General features: G+C 40.6%; 18 protein-coding genes and 1 riboswitch. Of the genes, 1 reads left to right on the top strand and 17 read right to left on the bottom strand.

Features of this window, described 5'->3' with window-relative positions; all coding sequences use genetic code 11:
* Positions 1-3: 3 nt before the first annotated feature.
* The 7 genes from plsX to IHV09_RS05660 all read right to left on the bottom strand — a co-directional run bounded on the left by plsX (position 4) and on the right by IHV09_RS05660 (position 7,511).
* Complete coding sequence (plsX, locus tag IHV09_RS05690; RefSeq protein ID WP_197194454.1) at positions 4-1,002, bottom strand: phosphate acyltransferase PlsX; 999 nt, start codon at positions 1,000-1,002, stop codon at positions 4-6.
* A gap of 6 nt (positions 1,003-1,008) precedes the next feature.
* Positions 1,009-1,581, bottom strand: coding sequence for a transcription factor FapR (gene fapR / locus IHV09_RS05685; protein ID WP_197127695.1), 573 nt, complete (start codon positions 1,579-1,581; stop codon positions 1,009-1,011).
* 171 nt (positions 1,582-1,752) lie between these two features.
* Positions 1,753-3,789 carry an ATP-dependent DNA helicase RecG gene (recG, locus tag IHV09_RS05680; RefSeq protein ID WP_197263824.1) on the bottom strand — a complete coding sequence of 679 codons (2,037 nt, stop codon included), beginning with the start codon at positions 3,787-3,789 and terminating at the stop codon, positions 1,753-1,755.
* 2 nt (positions 3,790-3,791) lie between these two features.
* Positions 3,792-4,679: an L-serine ammonia-lyase, iron-sulfur-dependent, subunit alpha gene (gene sdaAA / locus IHV09_RS05675; protein WP_197263823.1), complete on the bottom strand. Its 888-nt coding sequence runs from the start codon at positions 4,677-4,679 to the stop codon at positions 3,792-3,794.
* A 12-nt stretch (positions 4,680-4,691) separates the two neighbouring features.
* Entirely contained in the window at positions 4,692-5,354 is a 663-nt protein-coding gene (gene sdaAB, locus IHV09_RS05670; RefSeq protein ID WP_197263822.1) for an L-serine ammonia-lyase, iron-sulfur-dependent subunit beta, read from the bottom strand.
* Positions 5,355-5,450: 96 nt separating this feature from the next.
* On the bottom strand, positions 5,451-7,133 hold the full coding sequence (locus tag IHV09_RS05665) for a DAK2 domain-containing protein (protein ID WP_197127691.1): 1,683 nt from the start codon (positions 7,131-7,133) through the stop codon (positions 5,451-5,453).
* A 15-nt stretch (positions 7,134-7,148) separates the two neighbouring features.
* On the bottom strand, positions 7,149-7,511 hold the full coding sequence (locus IHV09_RS05660; RefSeq protein ID WP_066240675.1) for an Asp23/Gls24 family envelope stress response protein: 363 nt from the start codon (positions 7,509-7,511) through the stop codon (positions 7,149-7,151).
* 234 nt (positions 7,512-7,745) lie between these two features.
* Here IHV09_RS05660 and rpmB point away from each other — a divergent pair, with 234 nt between their 5' ends.
* Positions 7,746-7,934 carry a 50S ribosomal protein L28 gene (gene rpmB, locus IHV09_RS05655; protein ID WP_066240673.1) on the top strand — a complete coding sequence of 63 codons (189 nt, stop codon included), beginning with the start codon at positions 7,746-7,748 and terminating at the stop codon, positions 7,932-7,934.
* A gap of 487 nt (positions 7,935-8,421) precedes the next feature.
* Here the strand turns inward: rpmB and spoVM are convergent, their stop codons facing one another.
* The 10 genes from spoVM to fmt all read right to left on the bottom strand — a co-directional run bounded on the left by spoVM (position 8,422) and on the right by fmt (position 17,756).
* On the bottom strand, positions 8,422-8,502 hold the full coding sequence (gene spoVM, locus IHV09_RS05650) for a stage V sporulation protein SpoVM (protein ID WP_007202502.1): 81 nt from the start codon (positions 8,500-8,502) through the stop codon (positions 8,422-8,424).
* Positions 8,503-8,606: 104 nt separating this feature from the next.
* Complete coding sequence (locus tag IHV09_RS05645; protein ID WP_197263821.1) at positions 8,607-9,251, bottom strand: thiamine diphosphokinase; 645 nt, start codon at positions 9,249-9,251, stop codon at positions 8,607-8,609.
* Positions 9,248-9,817, bottom strand: a complete 570-nt coding sequence (thiT, locus tag IHV09_RS05640; RefSeq protein WP_197263820.1) for an energy-coupled thiamine transporter ThiT — start codon at positions 9,815-9,817, stop codon at positions 9,248-9,250. Before thiT ends, IHV09_RS05645 begins: the two co-directional genes overlap by 4 nt.
* 91 nt (positions 9,818-9,908) lie before the next feature.
* Positions 9,909-10,015: riboswitch (TPP riboswitch) on the bottom strand.
* Positions 10,016-10,036: 21 nt separating this feature from the next.
* Complete coding sequence (gene rpe / locus IHV09_RS05635) at positions 10,037-10,684, bottom strand: ribulose-phosphate 3-epimerase (protein ID WP_197263819.1); 648 nt, start codon at positions 10,682-10,684, stop codon at positions 10,037-10,039.
* On the bottom strand, positions 10,684-11,574 hold the full coding sequence (rsgA, locus tag IHV09_RS05630; RefSeq protein ID WP_197127687.1) for a ribosome small subunit-dependent GTPase A: 891 nt from the start codon (positions 11,572-11,574) through the stop codon (positions 10,684-10,686). The genes rpe and rsgA overlap by 1 nt, the downstream gene beginning before the upstream one ends.
* A 2-nt stretch (positions 11,575-11,576) precedes the next feature.
* Positions 11,577-13,610: a Stk1 family PASTA domain-containing Ser/Thr kinase gene (gene pknB / locus IHV09_RS05625; RefSeq protein WP_197263818.1), complete on the bottom strand. Its 2,034-nt coding sequence runs from the start codon at positions 13,608-13,610 to the stop codon at positions 11,577-11,579.
* The gene (locus IHV09_RS05620; RefSeq protein ID WP_197263817.1) at positions 13,607-14,365 is read right to left on the bottom strand and encodes a Stp1/IreP family PP2C-type Ser/Thr phosphatase; all 759 of its coding nucleotides are present in this window, start codon (positions 14,363-14,365) and stop codon (positions 13,607-13,609) included. Before IHV09_RS05620 ends, pknB begins: the two co-directional genes overlap by 4 nt.
* A 7-nt stretch (positions 14,366-14,372) precedes the next feature.
* The gene (rlmN, locus tag IHV09_RS05615) at positions 14,373-15,458 is read right to left on the bottom strand and encodes a 23S rRNA (adenine(2503)-C(2))-methyltransferase RlmN (RefSeq protein ID WP_197127684.1); all 1,086 of its coding nucleotides are present in this window, start codon (positions 15,456-15,458) and stop codon (positions 14,373-14,375) included.
* Positions 15,451-16,824: a 16S rRNA (cytosine(967)-C(5))-methyltransferase RsmB gene (gene rsmB, locus IHV09_RS05610; protein WP_197263816.1), complete on the bottom strand. Its 1,374-nt coding sequence runs from the start codon at positions 16,822-16,824 to the stop codon at positions 15,451-15,453. Before rsmB ends, rlmN begins: the two co-directional genes overlap by 8 nt.
* Positions 16,825-16,826: 2 nt before the next feature.
* On the bottom strand, positions 16,827-17,756 hold the full coding sequence (gene fmt / locus IHV09_RS05605) for a methionyl-tRNA formyltransferase (RefSeq protein ID WP_197263815.1): 930 nt from the start codon (positions 17,754-17,756) through the stop codon (positions 16,827-16,829).
* Between the last annotated feature and the right edge of the window lie 2 nt (positions 17,757-17,758).

Here is a 17,758-nt window from a genome sequence, read left to right as displayed (position 1 = left end):
TTCTTACTCCTCCTTGTTATCTTGGGATTGTACATGATTTTGAATCGTAGGTACTACGTTTTTCTCTATCATGCTTTTTGTTTGTCTGATTGCATTCAACATCGCATTGGCATTTGATGAACCATGTGCTTTGATCACAGGTGCTGCTAGTCCGAACAAACCAGCCCCACCATACTCTGTATAGTCAAGTTTATCTTTAATCCCTCTCAATTTAGGTTTTAATACCCCAGCTGCAAGTTTAGAAGTTAAACTTGATGTTAGCTGTTCTTTAATCATTGAAAACATGCTCATAGCAGTACCTTCAATAGATTTAAGAACGAGGTTTCCTGCAAAACCATCACATACTACTACGTCTGCGGCACCCATTAAGAGATCTCTCGCTTCAACATTACCTACAAAATTAATATCAGCTTCCTGTAAGAGTGGAAATGCAGCCTTAGTAAGAGCGTTTCCTTTTTCACTTTCTGTTCCAACGTTTAACAATCCTACACGCGGCTTTTCAACACCTCGAACTTCTCTCCAATACACAGAGCCCATCAATGCATATTGTAAAAGGTGTTCTGGCTTCGCATCCATATTGGCACCTACATCTAAAAACAAAAATCCGTCACCGTTCAAAGTTGGAAGTGTCGGAGCAAGTGCTGGACGATCAATACCTTTAATACGGCCAACATAAAACAAGCCACTAGCCATCAATGCACCCGTGTTACCCGCAGAAATATAGGCATCCGCTTTTCCTGATTTCACTTCATTCGCCGCGATTACCATCGAGGCATTCTTTTTACGGCGAACAGCTCGAACTGGCTCTTCTGATGTTTCAATCACTTCATCGGTATGAATGATCGTAAACGCGTGCTTTTCAGGCAAATGTTTCAAGATCTGATCCTGATCTCCAACTAATGTAATTGAAAGCTCTGGATATTGCTCTTTAGCTAGCATTGCACCTTTAACGATTTCTTCTGGTGCATTGTCGCCACCCATTGCATCTATTGCGATATTCATGCTGATTTAACTTCCTTCCTTTGGATCTTGTGCAGATCTATACATTGTAAATTCACCTTTGAAGACAGGCTCATTCTCTACATAACTGTTAACATCTACAATGGTTCTCTCCTGACTCGTCTCTATTACTTTGGCTTTTGCAACCACTCTCTCACCTACTCGAACAGGACGAGAAAACCGAATATTAGCTTTTGCAGTTAAAGCCAGTTCATCATTTATAATCGCCACCGCCAGAGAGTTCGCCTGAGCAAAAACGTGATGACCTCTTGCGATCTTATTACGAGAAAAAACATGTTCTTCTTTTATGTCTAATATTGAAATAGCTGATTCATCTAACTGAAGGTCAATGATTTCACCGATGACCTCTTCAAGCGGCAGTGCTTTTACATCATCCAGTTTTGTTTCAGCCACAGACTTTATTCTTTCCCTAAGCTCTGGAATAGAAAGTTCCAAACGGTCAAGCCTGATCGTCTGAACGCTGACACTGAATTTTTCTGCCAATTCTTCATCTGTTATAAAAGGGGTTAACTTAATCGTTTCCCTTAACAGCTCTTGTCTCTCTTTTTTTGATTTTTTCATAGTTTCTTCCTTCTTCCATACAAAGGTCTCATATATGAGAAAGATAGTGAGTGAAGATGCAGTGCGTAGAAAAGCAGGTAACGCTATTACAGCGTACCTGCCAATTTATCTTTCTGCTATTAAGAGCTGGTACTAATAGTAGTATATAGTATCAATTCTCTTCTTTCAAGATTAATCTAGTCTTTCTTTATCGAGCACACCTTGTCTTGTTAAAACTTCTCGGATCAATCGATATGTTTCATCTTTCCAAAACTCTTCTGATTGAACAAGTCTAGCCGCATCATTTCTAGCTGTTTCTAAAATTCGATAATCATGCACGAGGTCCGCTACTTTAAAGTTCGGAACACCACTTTGCTTATTTCCGAAAAAATCACCTGGCCCACGAAGCTCGAGGTCTTTTTCTGAAAGCTCGAACCCATTAGTCGTCTCTGTCATAATCCTCATCCGTTCTTGACCTTCTTCAGATTTCGGATCTGCGATAAGTACACAATAGGATTGTTCGCTGCCACGACCTACTCGTCCTCTTAACTGATGGAGTTGAGAAAGTCCGAATCTTTCAGCGTCATATATAACCATGATGGTAGCGTTCGGAACATTCACACCGACCTCTACAACCGTCGTAGACACCAGGATTTGGCAAACATTCGCTGCAAACTTTCTCATCACTTCATCTTTTTCAGTCGAATGCAGTCTTCCGTGCATCAGACCTACTTGATAATTATGAAAGTAAGCACTTAGCTGAGCATGAACGTCTATAGCATTCTGCACATCTATCTTTTCTGATTCTTCGATTAATGGACAGATAACATAAGCTTGTCTGCCGGACTCAATTTCTTTTTTTATAAAATCAAGAACACGATTTAGCATACCGTGTTTTGCCCAATGTGTGATGATCGGTTTTCTTCCTGCAGGCATTACATCGATCGTAGAAACATCCATGTCACCAAACGCCGATATTGCAAGTGTTCGAGGAATAGGAGTCGCCGTCATAAAGAGAACATCCGGACTCTCACCTTTTTCCCTTAGCACTCTTCTTTGGTTAACACCAAACCGGTGCTGCTCGTCTGTGATCACTAGACCGAGACTATGAAAGTTCACTTCTTCTTGGATGAGGGCGTGTGTACCAACCATAATCTGAATCTCGCCTTGCTGTAAAAGCGCTAATGTTTCCCTACGCATTTTCCCTTTAACAGAAGAAGTTAAAAGAGCTACCGTTATTCCGAACGGAGCAAAAAGCTCTTTTAACGATTGAAAATGCTGTTCGGCAAGGATCTCTGTAGGTACCATCAACGCCCCTTGCCTGTTAGCCGTAACCGCGGCATATAAAGCTACAGCTGCAACTACTGTTTTACCAGAGCCTACATCACCTTGAAGCAACCTGTTCATTCGGCTTGAACCTGATAGATCTCTTAATATTTCATCTACTACCCGCTGCTGCGCTTCCGTTAACTGAAACGGTAAAGAACGAACAAACGTGTCTATTTGGTTTCGATCAAACTGCAAAGCTGCTCCTTCAGATTGCTGTCTGTTCCATTTTCTAAAGATCTGCATCTTTAGTTGAAAATACAACAACTCTTCGTATGCCAGCCTTCTTCTTCCTGCTTTTAATGCTTTAAAATCTTCAGGAAAATGCATCATCTTAAGCGCTGATTCTCGATCTGGAAGTCGATATGATTCTCGAATCTCTTCTGGAAGAGGATCCACGATTCCACCAGAAAATTGACGAAATGCGGAATCTATAATCTTACGCATCGTTTTGCCATACAGTGAGCCCTTTACTGAATAGACCGGTTCAATTTTATGATCGTCACTGAATGTTCCAAAATGAACATCACTAACGGTTAACGTCATTTTATTTCGATCCCATTTACCTGTCACCGTAAGCGTCTGACCTAAAGCGATCTGATTCTTAAGGAATGGGCGATTAAAGATCGTAGCTGTAATTAAGTATTTACCGATCAGCATCCTAAAAGTTAAACGTGATTTTTTCTTCGGAAAATAACGCAGAGAAGGTTCAGAATGAACCTTCCCTTCGATCGTTGCTTTTTCATCATGTGCAATTTCCGCGAGATCTTTCTTTTGGTAATCTTCATACCGATAAGGCAGATATTCTAAAAGATCTTCCACAGATTGAATACCCATGCTAGCGAGCTCTTCAGCTTTCTTCTCTCCAATGCCATTTACTGTTGTTATGGATTGATTCAACATCTTTACTTCTCGTTTAGCGGGATGCCAAAGATTTTTGCTTCAAGCTCTCTTCCTGTTGGTGTAGCCGCTAAGCCTCCAAGTGCAGTTTCACGCAGTGCAGACGGCATTGAAAGACCAATCTTGTACATCGCATCGATCACTTCATCACACGGAATACGGCTAACGATCCCGGCAAGTGCCATATCAGCTGCTACGATAGCATTGCTTGCACCCATTGCGTTTCGTTTTACACAAGGAACTTCGACCAATCCCGCAACAGGATCACAAACGAGTCCTAGCATGTTCTTTAGTGCAATCGCCATCGCTTCTGCTGATTGCGAAGGAGACCCACCAGCAAGTTCGACGATCGCCGCTGCAGCCATTCCTGTAGCAGATCCTACCTCAGCTTGGCATCCACCAGCGGCTCCAGAAATAGAGGCGTTGTTTGCTACAACAAAACCAAACGCACCTGCAGCAAACAGGTACTCAATCATTTGTTCTCTGGTAGGATTTAATTTTTCTTTTAACGCAAACAGAGTGCCAGGAACGACACCTGCAGATCCTGCGGTAGGTGTAGCACAGATCGTACCCATCGCCGCGTTCACTTCATTCGTTGCCATCGCTTTGCTTACAGCATCAAGCATCAGTTCGCCAGATAGAGACTTTCCAGTTTTAATATAGTTCTGAAGAAGTTTTCCATCTCCGCCTGTTAGACCAGAATGAGATTTCACATCTTCAGTAATTCCGCGCAGGACAGCTTCTTCCATCACTCTTAAATTTCGATCCATGAATCCTAGAACTTCATCTCTCGAGCGTCCAGTAACATCCATTTCTTGCTGAATCATGATCTCTGAGATCTTACATTTTTTTGATTCCGCTAATTCTATTAATTCAGCTACATTACGAAACATACTTCTCACCTCTTAATCGTGTATCTTTACTACTTGTTGAACAATCGGGAGAGAATTTAGTTCGTTTATGATGATCTCATCTGCATTTTGATCGATCTCAATAACCATCAATGCTTCTTTCCCTTTTTCTTTTCTTGAAACTTCCATATGACCAATATTGATCTCATGTTTTGCTAATATGTTCGCCACTCCTGCTATCGCTCCATATTTATCATTATGAACGATTAATAGAGCGGGATGATTTCCAGATAATCGTAACGCAAAACCGTTCAGTTCTGTAATCTCAATTTTCCCGCCACCGATCGAAATTCCAACTACTTCAATTTTATCGTCGTTATCGCCAATAATAACACGAGCTGTGTTTGGATGGTCCGTTATAGCATCCTCAGCAGTCATCGTGACCTCGATACCTTCTTGTTCCGCTATTGTAAGCGCATCCACAATTCGAGTATCAAACGTGTCATAATCCAGGATTCCACCAACAATCGCTACATCCGTTCCGTGACCTCGATAGGTTTTAGCAAAAGAGCCATAGAATGAGATGGTTGCGTATTTGGGTTTCCTGCCAAAAAGGCTTCTCGCTACTCGTCCGATTCGTGCAGCGCCGGCTGTATGTGAACTAGAAGGTCCTATCATAATGGGACCGATAATATCAAATACACTTTTATATTTCATGACGTTCTCCTTCAAGTTGCGTTTTTTCCCAATAAAATAAGTATTCCCCCTTAACTTTATCACACTTTAAGTTTAAGAGAGAATACTTTTCATTTTTTACTCTACTGATAAGATGAATGAATAGATCGGCTGCTTACCGTTATGAATTTCAGCTTCCGCATCGGGATACTTTTCTTCAATAAATTCAGCAAGTTCCTGTGCCTCTTCCTCAGAGCTATCTTCACCATAGATGATCGTAACGATCTCTGAATCTTCATCGAGCATATTTGAGAGTAGTTCTTTCGTTACTTCTTGTTTGTCTGTCTTAGAAGTTAGAATTTTTCCTTCTGAGATTCCCATAAAGTCACCTTTAGCAATTTCAACACCATCGATAGATGTATCACGAACTGCATAAGTAACTTGGCCTGACTTAACAGAAGTAATGGCTTCGTTCATCTTCTTTTCGTTCTCTGCCATATCAGCAGAAGGATTGAAAGCTAATATAGAAGCGATACCTTGTGGCACTGTTTTTGTGCGGATGATCACAACTTCTTCATCAACAACACTTGCAGCTTGTTCAGATGCCATGATGATATTGCTGTTATTCGGAAGGATGAACACTTTCTCTGCGTTAACCTCAGAAATTGCTTTTACGATATCCTCAGTACTTGGGTTCATCGTTTGTCCACCTTGGATAACTGATGCACCCATTGATGAAAACATCTCTTCGATGCCTTCACCCATAGCAACCGTAACGATACCATATTCCTTTTTCTTCTCAGGAGTAGGAGTAGATTGTGAGTAGGAAGGAATCACTTCATTCTCGCTCTCTAGAATCGCTGAGTGCTGCTCACGCATGTTTTCGATCTTGATGTTGATCAAGCTTCCGTAACGATGCGCAAGTGTTAGCATATTACCAGGTTGCTCCGTATGGATGTGAACTTTTACAACGTCCTCATCAGCTACAACAAGCAAAGAATCACCATGTTGACTTAACTCATTACGGAAGTTGATCTCATCGAATGGATTGTTTTTGATCTTTTTTTCTTCGAACCTTACCATAAATTCTGTACAATATCCGAAATGGATATCTTCCGTCTTCATGTGCATCTGTGCTTTATGATGCTCGGCGTTAACAAGTTCACCCATCGAAGGAGCGTTAACAGATACTTTCGGCAGCTCTTTGCCTTCAAGTACAGCTAAAAACCCTTCATAAACAGTGACTAACCCTTGTCCACCAGAATCAACAACGCCAACTTCTTTTAGAACCGGAAGTAGATCAGGAGTACGGTTTAAGGAAGCTTTCGATTCTTTAACAAGCTCTTTCATAATGTATAGAATATCGTCTGATTTTTTAGCTTCTTTAACTGCTTTTTTTGCAGCGTCTTTAGCTACAGTTAAAATCGTACCTTCTACTGGTTTCATAACTGCTTTATAAGCAGTTTCTACACCTTTATCAAATGCATTGGCAAATTCAGCAGCGTTAATCGTCTCTTTTCCTTCGATTGATTTAGAGAATCCTCTAAACAACTGTGAAAGAATAACACCAGAGTTTCCGCGCGCTCCCATTAATAAGCCTTTAGCAAAAGCACTGGCAACAGCGCCAATTTGACTAGACGTGTTTTTTTCTACTTCTTTTGCACCAGAAGTAATCGTTAAGTTCATGTTCGTTCCTGTATCACCATCTGGTACAGGGAAAACATTAAGTGCGTCGACCATTGCTGCATTCCGTGTTAAGTTTGAAGCACCCTCGAGTACCATTTTTGAAAACTTTTTTCCATCTAATACTTTTAAAGACACAAAACTTCCTCCTAACTAAGGGGTTGTCACCCTGACACCCTGAACGTAGATATTGACTGAGTCAACCGCCAAACCAAGCATTTGATCCAGGGTATATTTCACTTTGTTCTGAACGTTATGAGCCACTTCAGAAATCTTTGTTCCATAACTAACGATGATGTACATGTCAATATGTACTTCATCCTCTTCTTGTCGAACAACGATCCCTCGGGAGAAATTTTCACGTCCTAAAAGTTCAGTTATTCCATCCTTTAATTGCTTCCTTGATGCCATGCCAACAATTCCGTAACAATCAATTGCTGCTCCACCGGCTATAGTGGCAATTACTTCATTAGAAATATCAATTTGACCATAGGTTGTTTTCATTTCAATGGACATGCTTATATCCCCCTTTAATTTGTTAAATGGCTAACAAATATTTTACTATACATCAGCCTATTTTGAAAGGACTACTACATTTCACACTATGTAAATAGTATTGTCAAGGAAATTTACTTGAAAACCTTTTACGAATATGTTGCATTGCTACTGAAGTCATGCTAATATTATTTAGTATTTAACATACGATTGAATTGATGCAAAGCTTTTTTGCTGTAAAGGAGGTTCACCTACATGGCTCGTAAATGTTTTATTACTGGAAAAGGACCTAAAACTGGTAACAAGCGTTCTCACGCAATGAACAAATCAAAGAAAAGCTGGGGAGCTAACGTCCAAAAGGTTCGTATTCTTGTGGACGGAAAGCCTAAACGCGTATACGTATCTGCTCGTGCCCTTAAATCTGGCAAAGTTGAACGTGTATAAATAAAAACAGCAGCAACCGCTGCTGTTTTTTTCTTTGTCCAAAAAGCGCTTTGATGACCAAAATAGATTCAAGTGGACAGTATTTTCTTTAAACTGGACAGTAAATCATCCAATCTTAAAATTATTCTCTTTTAAAAGACTCTTTCTAAATGATTGTTGCTTTTTGGGTATTTTCTTTTTCTCATCTTAGGCAAGTTGATTGGAGCGTAAGGTTGCCTGCCTGCAACATGAGGTGCTTCTCGCAAGGCATGCGACGAGGAAGTTCACTTCGTTAGCATAAACTTGTAGACGCAGGAGCAGAGAGACAAACTTGAAGCGGTCAGGTGGAGACTCCTAATGGCGCAAAGCGGCAGGAGGCTCACCGTTCGCCCCATGGAAAGCGTGCAACCTGGAGCGGAAATCAACTACTTTCACAGAAACCGACTATACACGAAACCAAATATTCAAAAAACAAACAAAAAAAGCGCACAAGCGCTTTTTTTGTTTGTTATCCTTTTTTGAAAGAACCTAAGACGGCACGTACGAAGCCTCCCAAGAATTTAGGAAGTTTAATGGTATAAAATTTCATCTTACCCCTCCTCCAGGCCCATAAAAAATGATAAGAGCTAAACAATAAATACTTTATTCCCCTTTTTATAAAAAGGTGCTTTGGGGCCTGTATTCCGTGATTTTTTAATCACGGCTCTTTACCATCAATATTATGCCGGAGTCAAAAGAATAAGTACCACTTTTATTTACAAGCTCATTGGAAACACATAACGATGAACCAGCCTGAAGTTTAGCTTGGTCTAACGGGTATTTAAATCCCTCTAAGGTGATACCTGTCACTTCTTCACTTTGAGCCAGAAATGAGATATATGAGTATCTGTGATCTTGCTCAATTTCATAACATCCAGGTAGATGAAGTGAGATCTCATTCCTTGTATCCTTAATCCTTACATCTGCAAGATTACTCCGACTTTTAAATAAAAGTTGGATGTTCATCAGTTCGTGATCTAACCTTCCACCAGTCGCACCGAATATGAGAATTTGTTCTGGATTCTGTTTCAACGCCCACTCTAATGCGATCTCCATGTCAGTGGAATCTTTTTCTGATCGGTATTGATTCACTTTTATCGAAGAGTTCATTATACTTCTTCTCTCATCATCAGAAACAGAATCAAAATCACCAAATGCATACTGTGGAAAGATATCATTTCTCAATAAAAAGAGGGTTCCTCTATCGACACCGATCCAAATATGATCCGTTGATAGATCATATGGCTTCAAATCAGGAATCAAATGCTCCGGACCTCCTGCAACTATGCTTATCTTCATGCTGCTTGATGGCGACCGTTATGAGCAGCGTGCAGTAGTTTAGGAGCTGTGTTTGTTAGTAGTATAACGACTAGAGCAGTAATCCCGAAAATAACGACCATGAACGATCCGTTGTATAAGAACGAATAGAGCCATATGTTCATCTCTTCTGCTAGATCACTAAAGAATATAACTCCTGATAATACATGTGAGATCGTTCTTAACAAGCAACCTACGAAAATTCCTGTAACCATCAAGAACGTTCTCTTGCTGGCACCTTGAGTGATAGACGGCGCAAATGCCCCCGCAACGCCCGCTAGAGCGAACGCTAACGGATAGTCTAAGATCATCTGTGCTGGATGAATAACGTAAGGGTTCACAAGAAGCTGAAGCAGTCCTACAGCTAAGCCTGTAAGCACCCCTGCCTTTAGCCCTCTTCTAAAAGCCATTAAAAAGATTGGAACCATCTCTAACGAAACAGAACCACCTTGTGGCCAAGGACCAGCAAATTTAATTAAGCCTAAAATCAATGATAAAGCTGACATGATAGCGATTTCTGTTAATAATGATATGTTGTTTGCTTTCATACATGATAACCCCCTATTTTCTATGCTAACAGAAAAACAAAAAAAGCAACCGGCATGTGAGCTCGGTTGCTTTTTAGATATACATTCAAAAAGTCATACGACTCCACATCCCTACGCAGGTATGATCCAGCTTCAGGTTCAAAGGGTCGGGAGAACACTCCCCTCTCAGCCCTTTAAAGGACTCCCCCTGTGGTTGCTTATTTAATTTTCTTTAATCAATTATACACCACGAATGGCTTTTATTGCATCCTTTAAATCTTTCTTCCCATAAATGGCAGAACCAGCAACTAATACATTCGCACCAGATTCCACACAAAGACGAGCTGTTTCTGGATTTACACCGCCATCAACTTCAATCTCAACGTTCAATCCTTGTGTTTGTACGAGATCGGACACCTCTTTGATCTTGGGCACTACGCTCTCTATGAATGCTTGTCCACCAAACCCAGGATTAACAGTCATTAACAACACAAGGTCAACATCTTGTATTATGTGTTTGATAGAATCGACTGGTGTTGCTGGATTAATCACCACACCCGCTTTTACACCTTGTTGTTTAATGAGTTGAACCGTTCGATGTAGATGAGGTGATGCTTCAACATGCACAGAAATAATATCTGCACCTGCTTTTGCAAATTCTTCAATGTATCGATCTGGATTTTCAATCATGAGATGTACATCTAACGGAAGTTTTGTAACAGGTCGGATCGCTTGAACAACCAGTGGTCCGATCGTGATGTTTGGTACGAAATGGCCATCCATCACATCAACATGAATATAATCCGCACCCGCTTCTTCTACAGCTTTTATATCATCGCCTAACCTTGAGAAGTCAGCCGACAGAATAGATGGAGCTATTTTAATCATCAGTACCTCCGTTTTTGATCTTTAATTTCTTGTAAAAAACTTACGTAATGGTCGTAGCGGAACTTTGGAACGACTCCGTCCTCTACCCCTTTTTTAACTGCACATTTCGGTTCAGACGTATGTGAGCACCCTCTAAATTTGCAATCGCCTCGAAGCTCGTCCATTTCTGGGAAGTACATCGATAAGTCTTCCGCTTCAATATTTAAGAAATCTAGCGAGCTAAACCCAGGCGTGTCAGCAACTAAGCCATTACCAAAGAGAATGAGTTCCACATGACGAGTCGTGTGCTTCCCTCGGCCTAAATGGCTTGAAATCTCATTTGTCTCAAGCATAAGCTCTGGATTGATCGCATTCAAAAGGGAAGATTTACCAACTCCAGACTGCCCTGCAAAAACGGTAACTTTATCTTTGAAAAGTGGATAGAACATTTCAAGACTATCATCTGTTTTTGTCGAAGTTGGAATGACTTCATAACCTAATGTTTTGTAAGCCTCTATATAATGGTTGATTTCCTCGATCTCTTCAGGTTTCTGTATAAGATCCATTTTTGAGATACAAATAACAGGTAAGATATCGTTCGCTTCAATATGAACAAGGAAGCGATCTAATAAAAGCGTGCTAAAATCCGGTTCAGTAGCTGAAAAAACTAGAATGGCTTGGTCTACGTTCGCGATAGGAGGACGAACTAGCTCGTTTTTGCGTTCCTTCACATCAAGAATGTATCCATCTGTAATGTTGCTTGACTCGTATTCTACCCAGTCCCCTACCAATGGATTTACTTTCTTTTTGCGAAAATTACCTCTTCCTCTGCATTGGAAAACTTCGGCCTTACCATTTTCCTTAACGTAATAAAAACCAGCGAGCGCTTTAACAATTCTTCCTTCAGGCATGCTTAATCACCATCGTCCCCTTCCTCATCATCATTATTATCATTACTCATTCTTGCGTTAGCACTTTTAGCATCATCATAATTTATCGTCTCAGATTCCTCTTCTTTTCCGTTGATATATACAACGTAAGAAGCAGAACCTCCCTCAGCGATCGTCAGAGGCAGCTGATATTTCTTTTTGTCTGTAATCTGTTCTTCAACAAAAACTTCATTTGAAGCGTTTTTATCGGAATATACAATTCTTACTGTAACTGGTTCTCTTCTGTCCTTCTTATCTAGCTTAACTTCGATATCCTTTGTCACTGTACGGTCTTCGGCGGGTGGTTCCTCTTCAGCAGGAGGCTCTTCTGATTCTTCTTGGCCATCAGAAAGAACGACAGAGATCGTTGCTCCTTTTTCTACTTGCGTAAAAGGAGATGGATTTTGCGAGATCACTCTTCCTTTTTCGACCGTATCAGAGAACTCTTTTGAAAATTCAACGGTAAGACCAGCATTCTCAGCAAACGTATTTACATCTTGTTCTGTCGCACCTATTAAGTTTTCAACTTGAACGGTTGGTGTTCCAGAACTAACTGTTAGTGTAACTTCAGTTTCTGCAGGTGTTACTTTTTCATCACGATCAGGACTTTGTTCGAGCACCGTACCTTCTGGCTCTGTGTCTGATTCTTCATAGTCGATATTGATCTGTGAGAAGCCATCTTCTTTCAAACGTTCTTTCGCATCTTCTATATTATAGCCTTCTACATCAGGCATATTTTCCTTTTCAGGTCCTTTTGATACGAATAACGTAACGATTGCTTGCTGTTTCACTTTTGTTCCTGGAGATGGATCCTGCCTTACTACAAGACCTTCTTCAATCTCGGGATCAAATACTTCCTGCCGTTTCACTTCAAGCCCTTCGGCTCTCAAGCTATCAAAAGCATCTACATATTCTTCTCCCGCTACATCTGGAACACTGACTTCTTCAACATAAAAGATAGAAGGCATCATCGTGAAAGCAGCTATTCCCGCACCGCCTAACAAAAGAAGTGATATAAGTAAAATAAGCCACCAGTTTCTTTTCTTCTTAGGTTTTTCGGGCTTTTTCTCTTTTTCTTTTTCTCTTTCTTCTTCTGCTTTCTTCACAGGTGTTTCGATTGGTGGCACGACTATAGGAGGAATGTACTTTGTTTTCTCATCTTCCTCGTTTTCTTCGTTCCACTTTTGCTCATACATACGATCTGGATCTAACGCTGAACTCATATCCCTCAACAGTTCATCAGCACTGTCATATCTTTTTAAAGGATTTTTCGCCAACGACTTTAAAACAATATTCTCCACACTCTGTGGGATTTCAGGATTCAATCTTCGTGGTTCGATCACATTTTCTTGGAGATGTTTTAACGCAACCGACACCGGCGAATCTCCAACGAACGGAACTCTCCCTGTAACCATTTCATAGAGTACTGCTCCGAAAGAATAGATATCAGATTTTGCGTTCGCGATACCGCCTCTTGCTTGTTCAGGCGAAAAGTAATGAACAGATCCAAGAATAGAGTTTGTATGCGTGATCGTTGCTGAAGTAATAGCGAGCGCAATTCCAAAGTCTGTTAACTTTGCTATACCGTTATCAGTAATTAATATATTATGCGGTTTAATATCGCGATGAATGATTCCATGATCATGAGCGACCGCCATACCTGAAACGATCTGCTTCATAATATGCAGAGATTCTTCTACCGAGATTTTGCCATGTTCTTTTATGTATTGCTTTAGTGTTTTTCCCTGCACATATTCCATCACGATAAAATAGATCTCTTCATCTTCTCCAACATCATAGATACTCACAATGTTCGGATGGTTAAGACTCGTTGCTGATTCAGCTTCTCTTTTAAATCGTCTGATGAAATCTTCGTCTTTATTAAACTCAGATCGTAGAACCTTTACTGCTACATCTCTATCTAATATTAAATCTTTTGCTCTATAAACGATGGCCATTCCGCCGTCACCGATAACTTCTAAAAGCTTGTAGCGGCCACTGACTCTTTTTCCTATCATGTTATTGCTTCCCCTTTTGTTTCTGTGTCAGAACTGTTCTGTATAAGGATAGCAGTAATGTTATCTTCTCCACCGGCATCTTTTGCCCAAGTGATCAATCGTTCTACCTTCTCGGTAACGGATTCCATTTGATTTTCAAACACTTCTTGAAGACGTTTAGAAGATACTTTATCTGATAGACCGTCCGAACAAAGCAAAAGATAGTCACCATTGTGCCAAGTGATCGTATTAAACTCAGCTTCTACGGTTTCATCAGTACCGACAGCTTTCATGATCATGTTTCTTCTTGGATGAATCTCTGCCTCATCCTCTGTAATTTGACCAGATTTCACTAGTTCTTGGACTAGAGAATGATCATCCGTTACTCTTTTCAGTTCCCCATTCGAATACAGATAACATCGGCTGTCACCGATATGTGCGACTGTAATTTCTTTATTCGTACCTAAAGCAGCCACAACCGTAGTTCCCATACCTCTAGTTTCAGGATTCTCCTGAGAAAAATCAAAGATATGTTTATTCGTATCTTTTAAAACGTTCTGGATCCATTCTTTCACGTTTTCCATGTTTTCTTCAAATTGAGACCATGCATCTTTCATCACTTTAAGGGCTTCTTGGCTAGCGATATCTCCTGCTTTATGTCCACCCATTCCATCTGCGATAACTGCAAGAAAGTGTTCACCCTTTGTGAACACTTCCCCGCTGTCTTCATTATGCTTCCTTACCATTCCAACGTCTGTTTGAAAGGCAATTTGCATCTTCCCGTCACCTCGTCTCTTCTTTACGTTCCTTCGCACGCAGCTGACCGCATGCAGCATCAATGTCATGTCCTTGTTCTCTTCTGATGGTGGCATTAATGCCTCTGGAGGTTAACGTCTCTAAGAACTTGAAAATTTGTGTTTTCGGTGTTCGGACATAGTCTCTTTCTGGTACATAGTTTACTGGAATAAGATTTACGTGACACTTAATATCTTTGATTAAGTCTGCTAGCTCGTTCGCATGTTCTACGGAATCGTTAACTTTACCGAACAAACCATACTCAAACGTCACACGGCGTCCCGTCTTTTTAATGTAATAACGAATAGAATCCATCAATTCGTTTAACGGATACATTCTGTTTACTGGCATCAATCGGCTTCTCGTCTCTGTGTTCGCCGCATGCAGGGAGATTGCAAAATTGATCTGCATGCCCTCATCCGCAAACTTGTAGATGTAAGGTACAACACCACTCGTGGAGATCGTAATATGGCGAGCTCCGATATTAAGGCCTTGATCGTGATTGATAATCTTCAAAAACGACATGAGCCCTTCATAGTTATCAAAAGGCTCACCGATACCCATAACAACTACTGAACTTACTCTTTCTTCTGTTTCATCTAGCGCGCGTTGAACTTGAAGCACTTGAGCTACGATCTCACCAGCTAGAAGATTACGTTTAAGTCCGCCTAGTGTGGAAGCACAGAACGTACAACCTAAGCGGCATCCTACTTGAGTTGTTACACAAATACTATTTCCATATTCATGTCTCATAAGAACCGTTTCGATCGAATAACCGTCTTGAAGCTCGAATAAAAACTTAATCGTGCCGTCCGAAGACTCCTGACGTACGACTTCTTTTAATGGTTTGATATAAAAGTCTTTCTCGAGCTTTTCACGAAGACCTAAAGGAAGGTTCGTCATTTCCTCAAAAGAAGACACACGTTTTTTATACAGCCATTCAAAGATCTGTTTTCCTCTGAACTTTGGTTCTCTTATATCAGTAAGCCACGCTTCTAACTCATGAAGTTCTAAAGAAAAGATAGAAGGTTTAATATTTGGTTTTGTTTGTTTCTCTGTTAAAGGTTTAAGCATGTTTCTCACCACCTGTTGTCTTTTTTCTGTATGCTGCTATATAGAATCCGTCACTATTAAAATAATGAGGCATGATCTGAATATCTGATCTACCATCTATTATATAGGATTTTATGTTATTCGGCATTTTTTCCGCAAATTGGGAATCCCACTCGAATTCTGGATGGTTTGATAAGAACCAATCTGCAACGTTATCGTTTTCTTCTTTATCAACTGTACACGTACTGTATACGAGTAGTCCGCCATCTTTGACCATATCTGAAGCAGCGTGCAAAATATCTCTTTGAATGTTGGTTAATCTTGTCACATCTTCTTCTGTTTTAGACCATTTCAGATCAGGCTTTTTACGAATAACTCCGAAACCGCTGCAAGGCGCATCTACGAGAACTCTATCAAATGTTCCTGTTTCAAACTGATCAGACACTTTTCGTGCATCTAACACGGATGCTTCAATATTTTCAAGTCCAAGACGTTCTGCTTGTCTTTTGATCAAGTCAATCTTATGAGAATGGAGGTCTAATGAAACTACCTTTCCTTCTCCTTGCATCAGTTCTGCCATATGTGTTGACTTCCCACCTGGCGCGGCGCAAGTATCAAGAATCGTTTCTCCAGAAACAGGATCAACAGCCCGTGCCACTAACATTGAACTTTCATCTTGGATCGTTACGAGACCTTGTTTATAAACATCAGTTGCTGGAAGATAGCCTTCTTTAACGATGATACCTTCAGGAGACAATTCTCCTTCTTCAGCGACAATTCCTTCTTCTAATAGAAGCTCCAAAACGTCTTTTCTATTGCTTTTCTTCGTGTTCACCCTTGCAGTCACAGGAGAAGCTAATAAGTTAGATTGTGCCATCTTCTCCGCATCTTCTTGTCCGAACTGATCTCTCCAGCGGTCAAACAACCATTGAGGCATACTGTAAGAAAGAGCTTCTTTTTCCGCACTTTCTAAAGCTTTCTTATCCATGGCTTCTGTTCCTTCTCGCTGAAGTTTACGTAAGATACCGTTTACGAGACCGGCAAGTCCTTGGTTTCCTCGTTCTTTCGTTATCTCTACAGCCTCATGAATGATCGCATGATCAGGAACTCTATCTAAATATAGCATCTGAAAAATAGATAGCCTCAGTAAAGAAAGAACCCAACGGTCTTTTTTCTTGATCGGTTTGTTCAACAATTGATCCAAATAAAAATCAATCGTGTTTTTTCTTTGTATCGTTCCGTACACGATGTTCGTCAAGAGTGCTTTATCTACACTCTTCATATTCGAGTTCTGCAATGTTTGATTCAGTTGTAAATTACTATAAGCCTGGTTCTGTTCTATTTTAAGTAAAACGTCCAGGGCAATCGCTCTAATGTTGTTATCCAACTCTACTCACCTAATCTCAAGCCTTTTGAAACGCTTGCTCCTTTAAGATAATCACTTGCTAACATTCTCTTTTTTCCAGAGGGCTGCAAATCTGTAATGATAATGCTTGTTTTGTTTCCTGTTGCGACCTGAAGACCTTTTTCGTGAACACCGATTACAGTCCCAGGCTCACCATCAGTACTTGTTTCTTTCTTTTCACCCCACCATACTTTAAGTGGCTGTCCGTTCAAATACGTATAAGCAACCGGCCATGGGTGTAGCCCACGAATGTGGTTATAAATTTCTTCACCTGACAATGTCCAATCTATCTTCTCTTGATCTCGCGTGATGTTCCATGCAAATGTAACTTCCTCAGCCACTTGTGGCACAGGGGTTAGTTTACCTTCAACAAGTTGAGGAATGGTTTCAGACAATAACTTTGCACCGGCTGCACTCAACTTATCGTGCATCGAACCAACGTGATCATTTTCTTCGATTTCAACTTCAACTTGGGTAAGTATATCACCTGCATCTAATTTTTCAACCATATACATGATCGTGATCCCGGTCTTGGCGTTTCCGTCCATGATACTTTTATGGATTGGAGCACCTCCACGATACTTCGGAAGCAATGATGCATGAACATTGATACATCCATGCTGAGGTGTTTCAAGAATCGCTTTTGGTAAAATCTGTCCATATGCTGCTGTGACGATTAAGTCTGGTTGAAGAGCGATGATGTCTTCATAGTCTTCTCGCAGTTTAATAGGCTGATACACAGAAATTCCATGTTTTAAAGCTTCCTCTTTAACTGGAGTCTGCTTGATCTCTTTTTTTCTGCCAACTGGCTTGTCAGGTTGTGTGACAACACCAACGACATCGTAGCCATCTTCAACGAGCTGACAAAGAACGGGTACGGAAAAATCAGGTGTTCCCATAAATAATACTTTCATGT

The organism is Fictibacillus sp. 23RED33 (assembly GCF_015903925.1).
GTDB lineage: Bacteria > Bacillota > Bacilli > Bacillales > Fictibacillaceae > Fictibacillus > Fictibacillus phosphorivorans.
This window is presented reverse-complemented; position numbering and strand designations above follow the sequence as displayed.

Excerpts from the sequence above, each read along its gene's own strand:
- plsX (WP_197194454.1), bottom strand. The coding sequence starts at position 1,002 with ATGAATATCGCAATAGATGCAATGGGTGGCGACAATGCACCAGAAGAA.
- fapR (WP_197127695.1), bottom strand. The coding sequence starts at position 1,581 with ATGAAAAAATCAAAAAAAGAGAGACAAGAGCTGTTAAGGGAAACGATT.
- recG (WP_197263824.1), bottom strand. The coding sequence starts at position 3,789 with ATGTTGAATCAATCCATAACAACAGTAAATGGCATTGGAGAGAAGAAA.
- sdaAA (WP_197263823.1), bottom strand. The coding sequence starts at position 4,679 with ATGTTTCGTAATGTAGCTGAATTAATAGAATTAGCGGAATCAAAAAAA.
- sdaAB (WP_197263822.1), bottom strand. The coding sequence starts at position 5,354 with ATGAAATATAAAAGTGTATTTGATATTATCGGTCCCATTATGATAGGA.
- IHV09_RS05660 (WP_066240675.1), bottom strand. The coding sequence starts at position 7,511 with ATGTCCATTGAAATGAAAACAACCTATGGTCAAATTGATATTTCTAAT.
- rpmB (WP_066240673.1), top strand. The coding sequence starts at position 7,746 with ATGGCTCGTAAATGTTTTATTACTGGAAAAGGACCTAAAACTGGTAAC.
- spoVM (WP_007202502.1), bottom strand. The coding sequence starts at position 8,502 with ATGAAATTTTATACCATTAAACTTCCTAAATTCTTGGGAGGCTTCGTA.
- IHV09_RS05645 (WP_197263821.1), bottom strand. The coding sequence starts at position 9,251 with ATGAAGATAAGCATAGTTGCAGGAGGTCCGGAGCATTTGATTCCTGAT.
- thiT (WP_197263820.1), bottom strand. The coding sequence starts at position 9,817 with ATGAAAGCAAACAACATATCATTATTAACAGAAATCGCTATCATGTCA.
- rpe (WP_197263819.1), bottom strand. The coding sequence starts at position 10,684 with ATGATTAAAATAGCTCCATCTATTCTGTCGGCTGACTTCTCAAGGTTA.
- rsgA (WP_197127687.1), bottom strand. The coding sequence starts at position 11,574 with ATGCCTGAAGGAAGAATTGTTAAAGCGCTCGCTGGTTTTTATTACGTT.
- pknB (WP_197263818.1), bottom strand. The coding sequence starts at position 13,610 with ATGATAGGAAAAAGAGTCAGTGGCCGCTACAAGCTTTTAGAAGTTATC.
- IHV09_RS05620 (WP_197263817.1), bottom strand. The coding sequence starts at position 14,365 with ATGCAAATTGCCTTTCAAACAGACGTTGGAATGGTAAGGAAGCATAAT.
- rlmN (WP_197127684.1), bottom strand. The coding sequence starts at position 15,458 with ATGCTTAAACCTTTAACAGAGAAACAAACAAAACCAAATATTAAACCT.
- fmt (WP_197263815.1), bottom strand. The coding sequence starts at position 17,756 with ATGAAAGTATTATTTATGGGAACACCTGATTTTTCCGTACCCGTTCTT.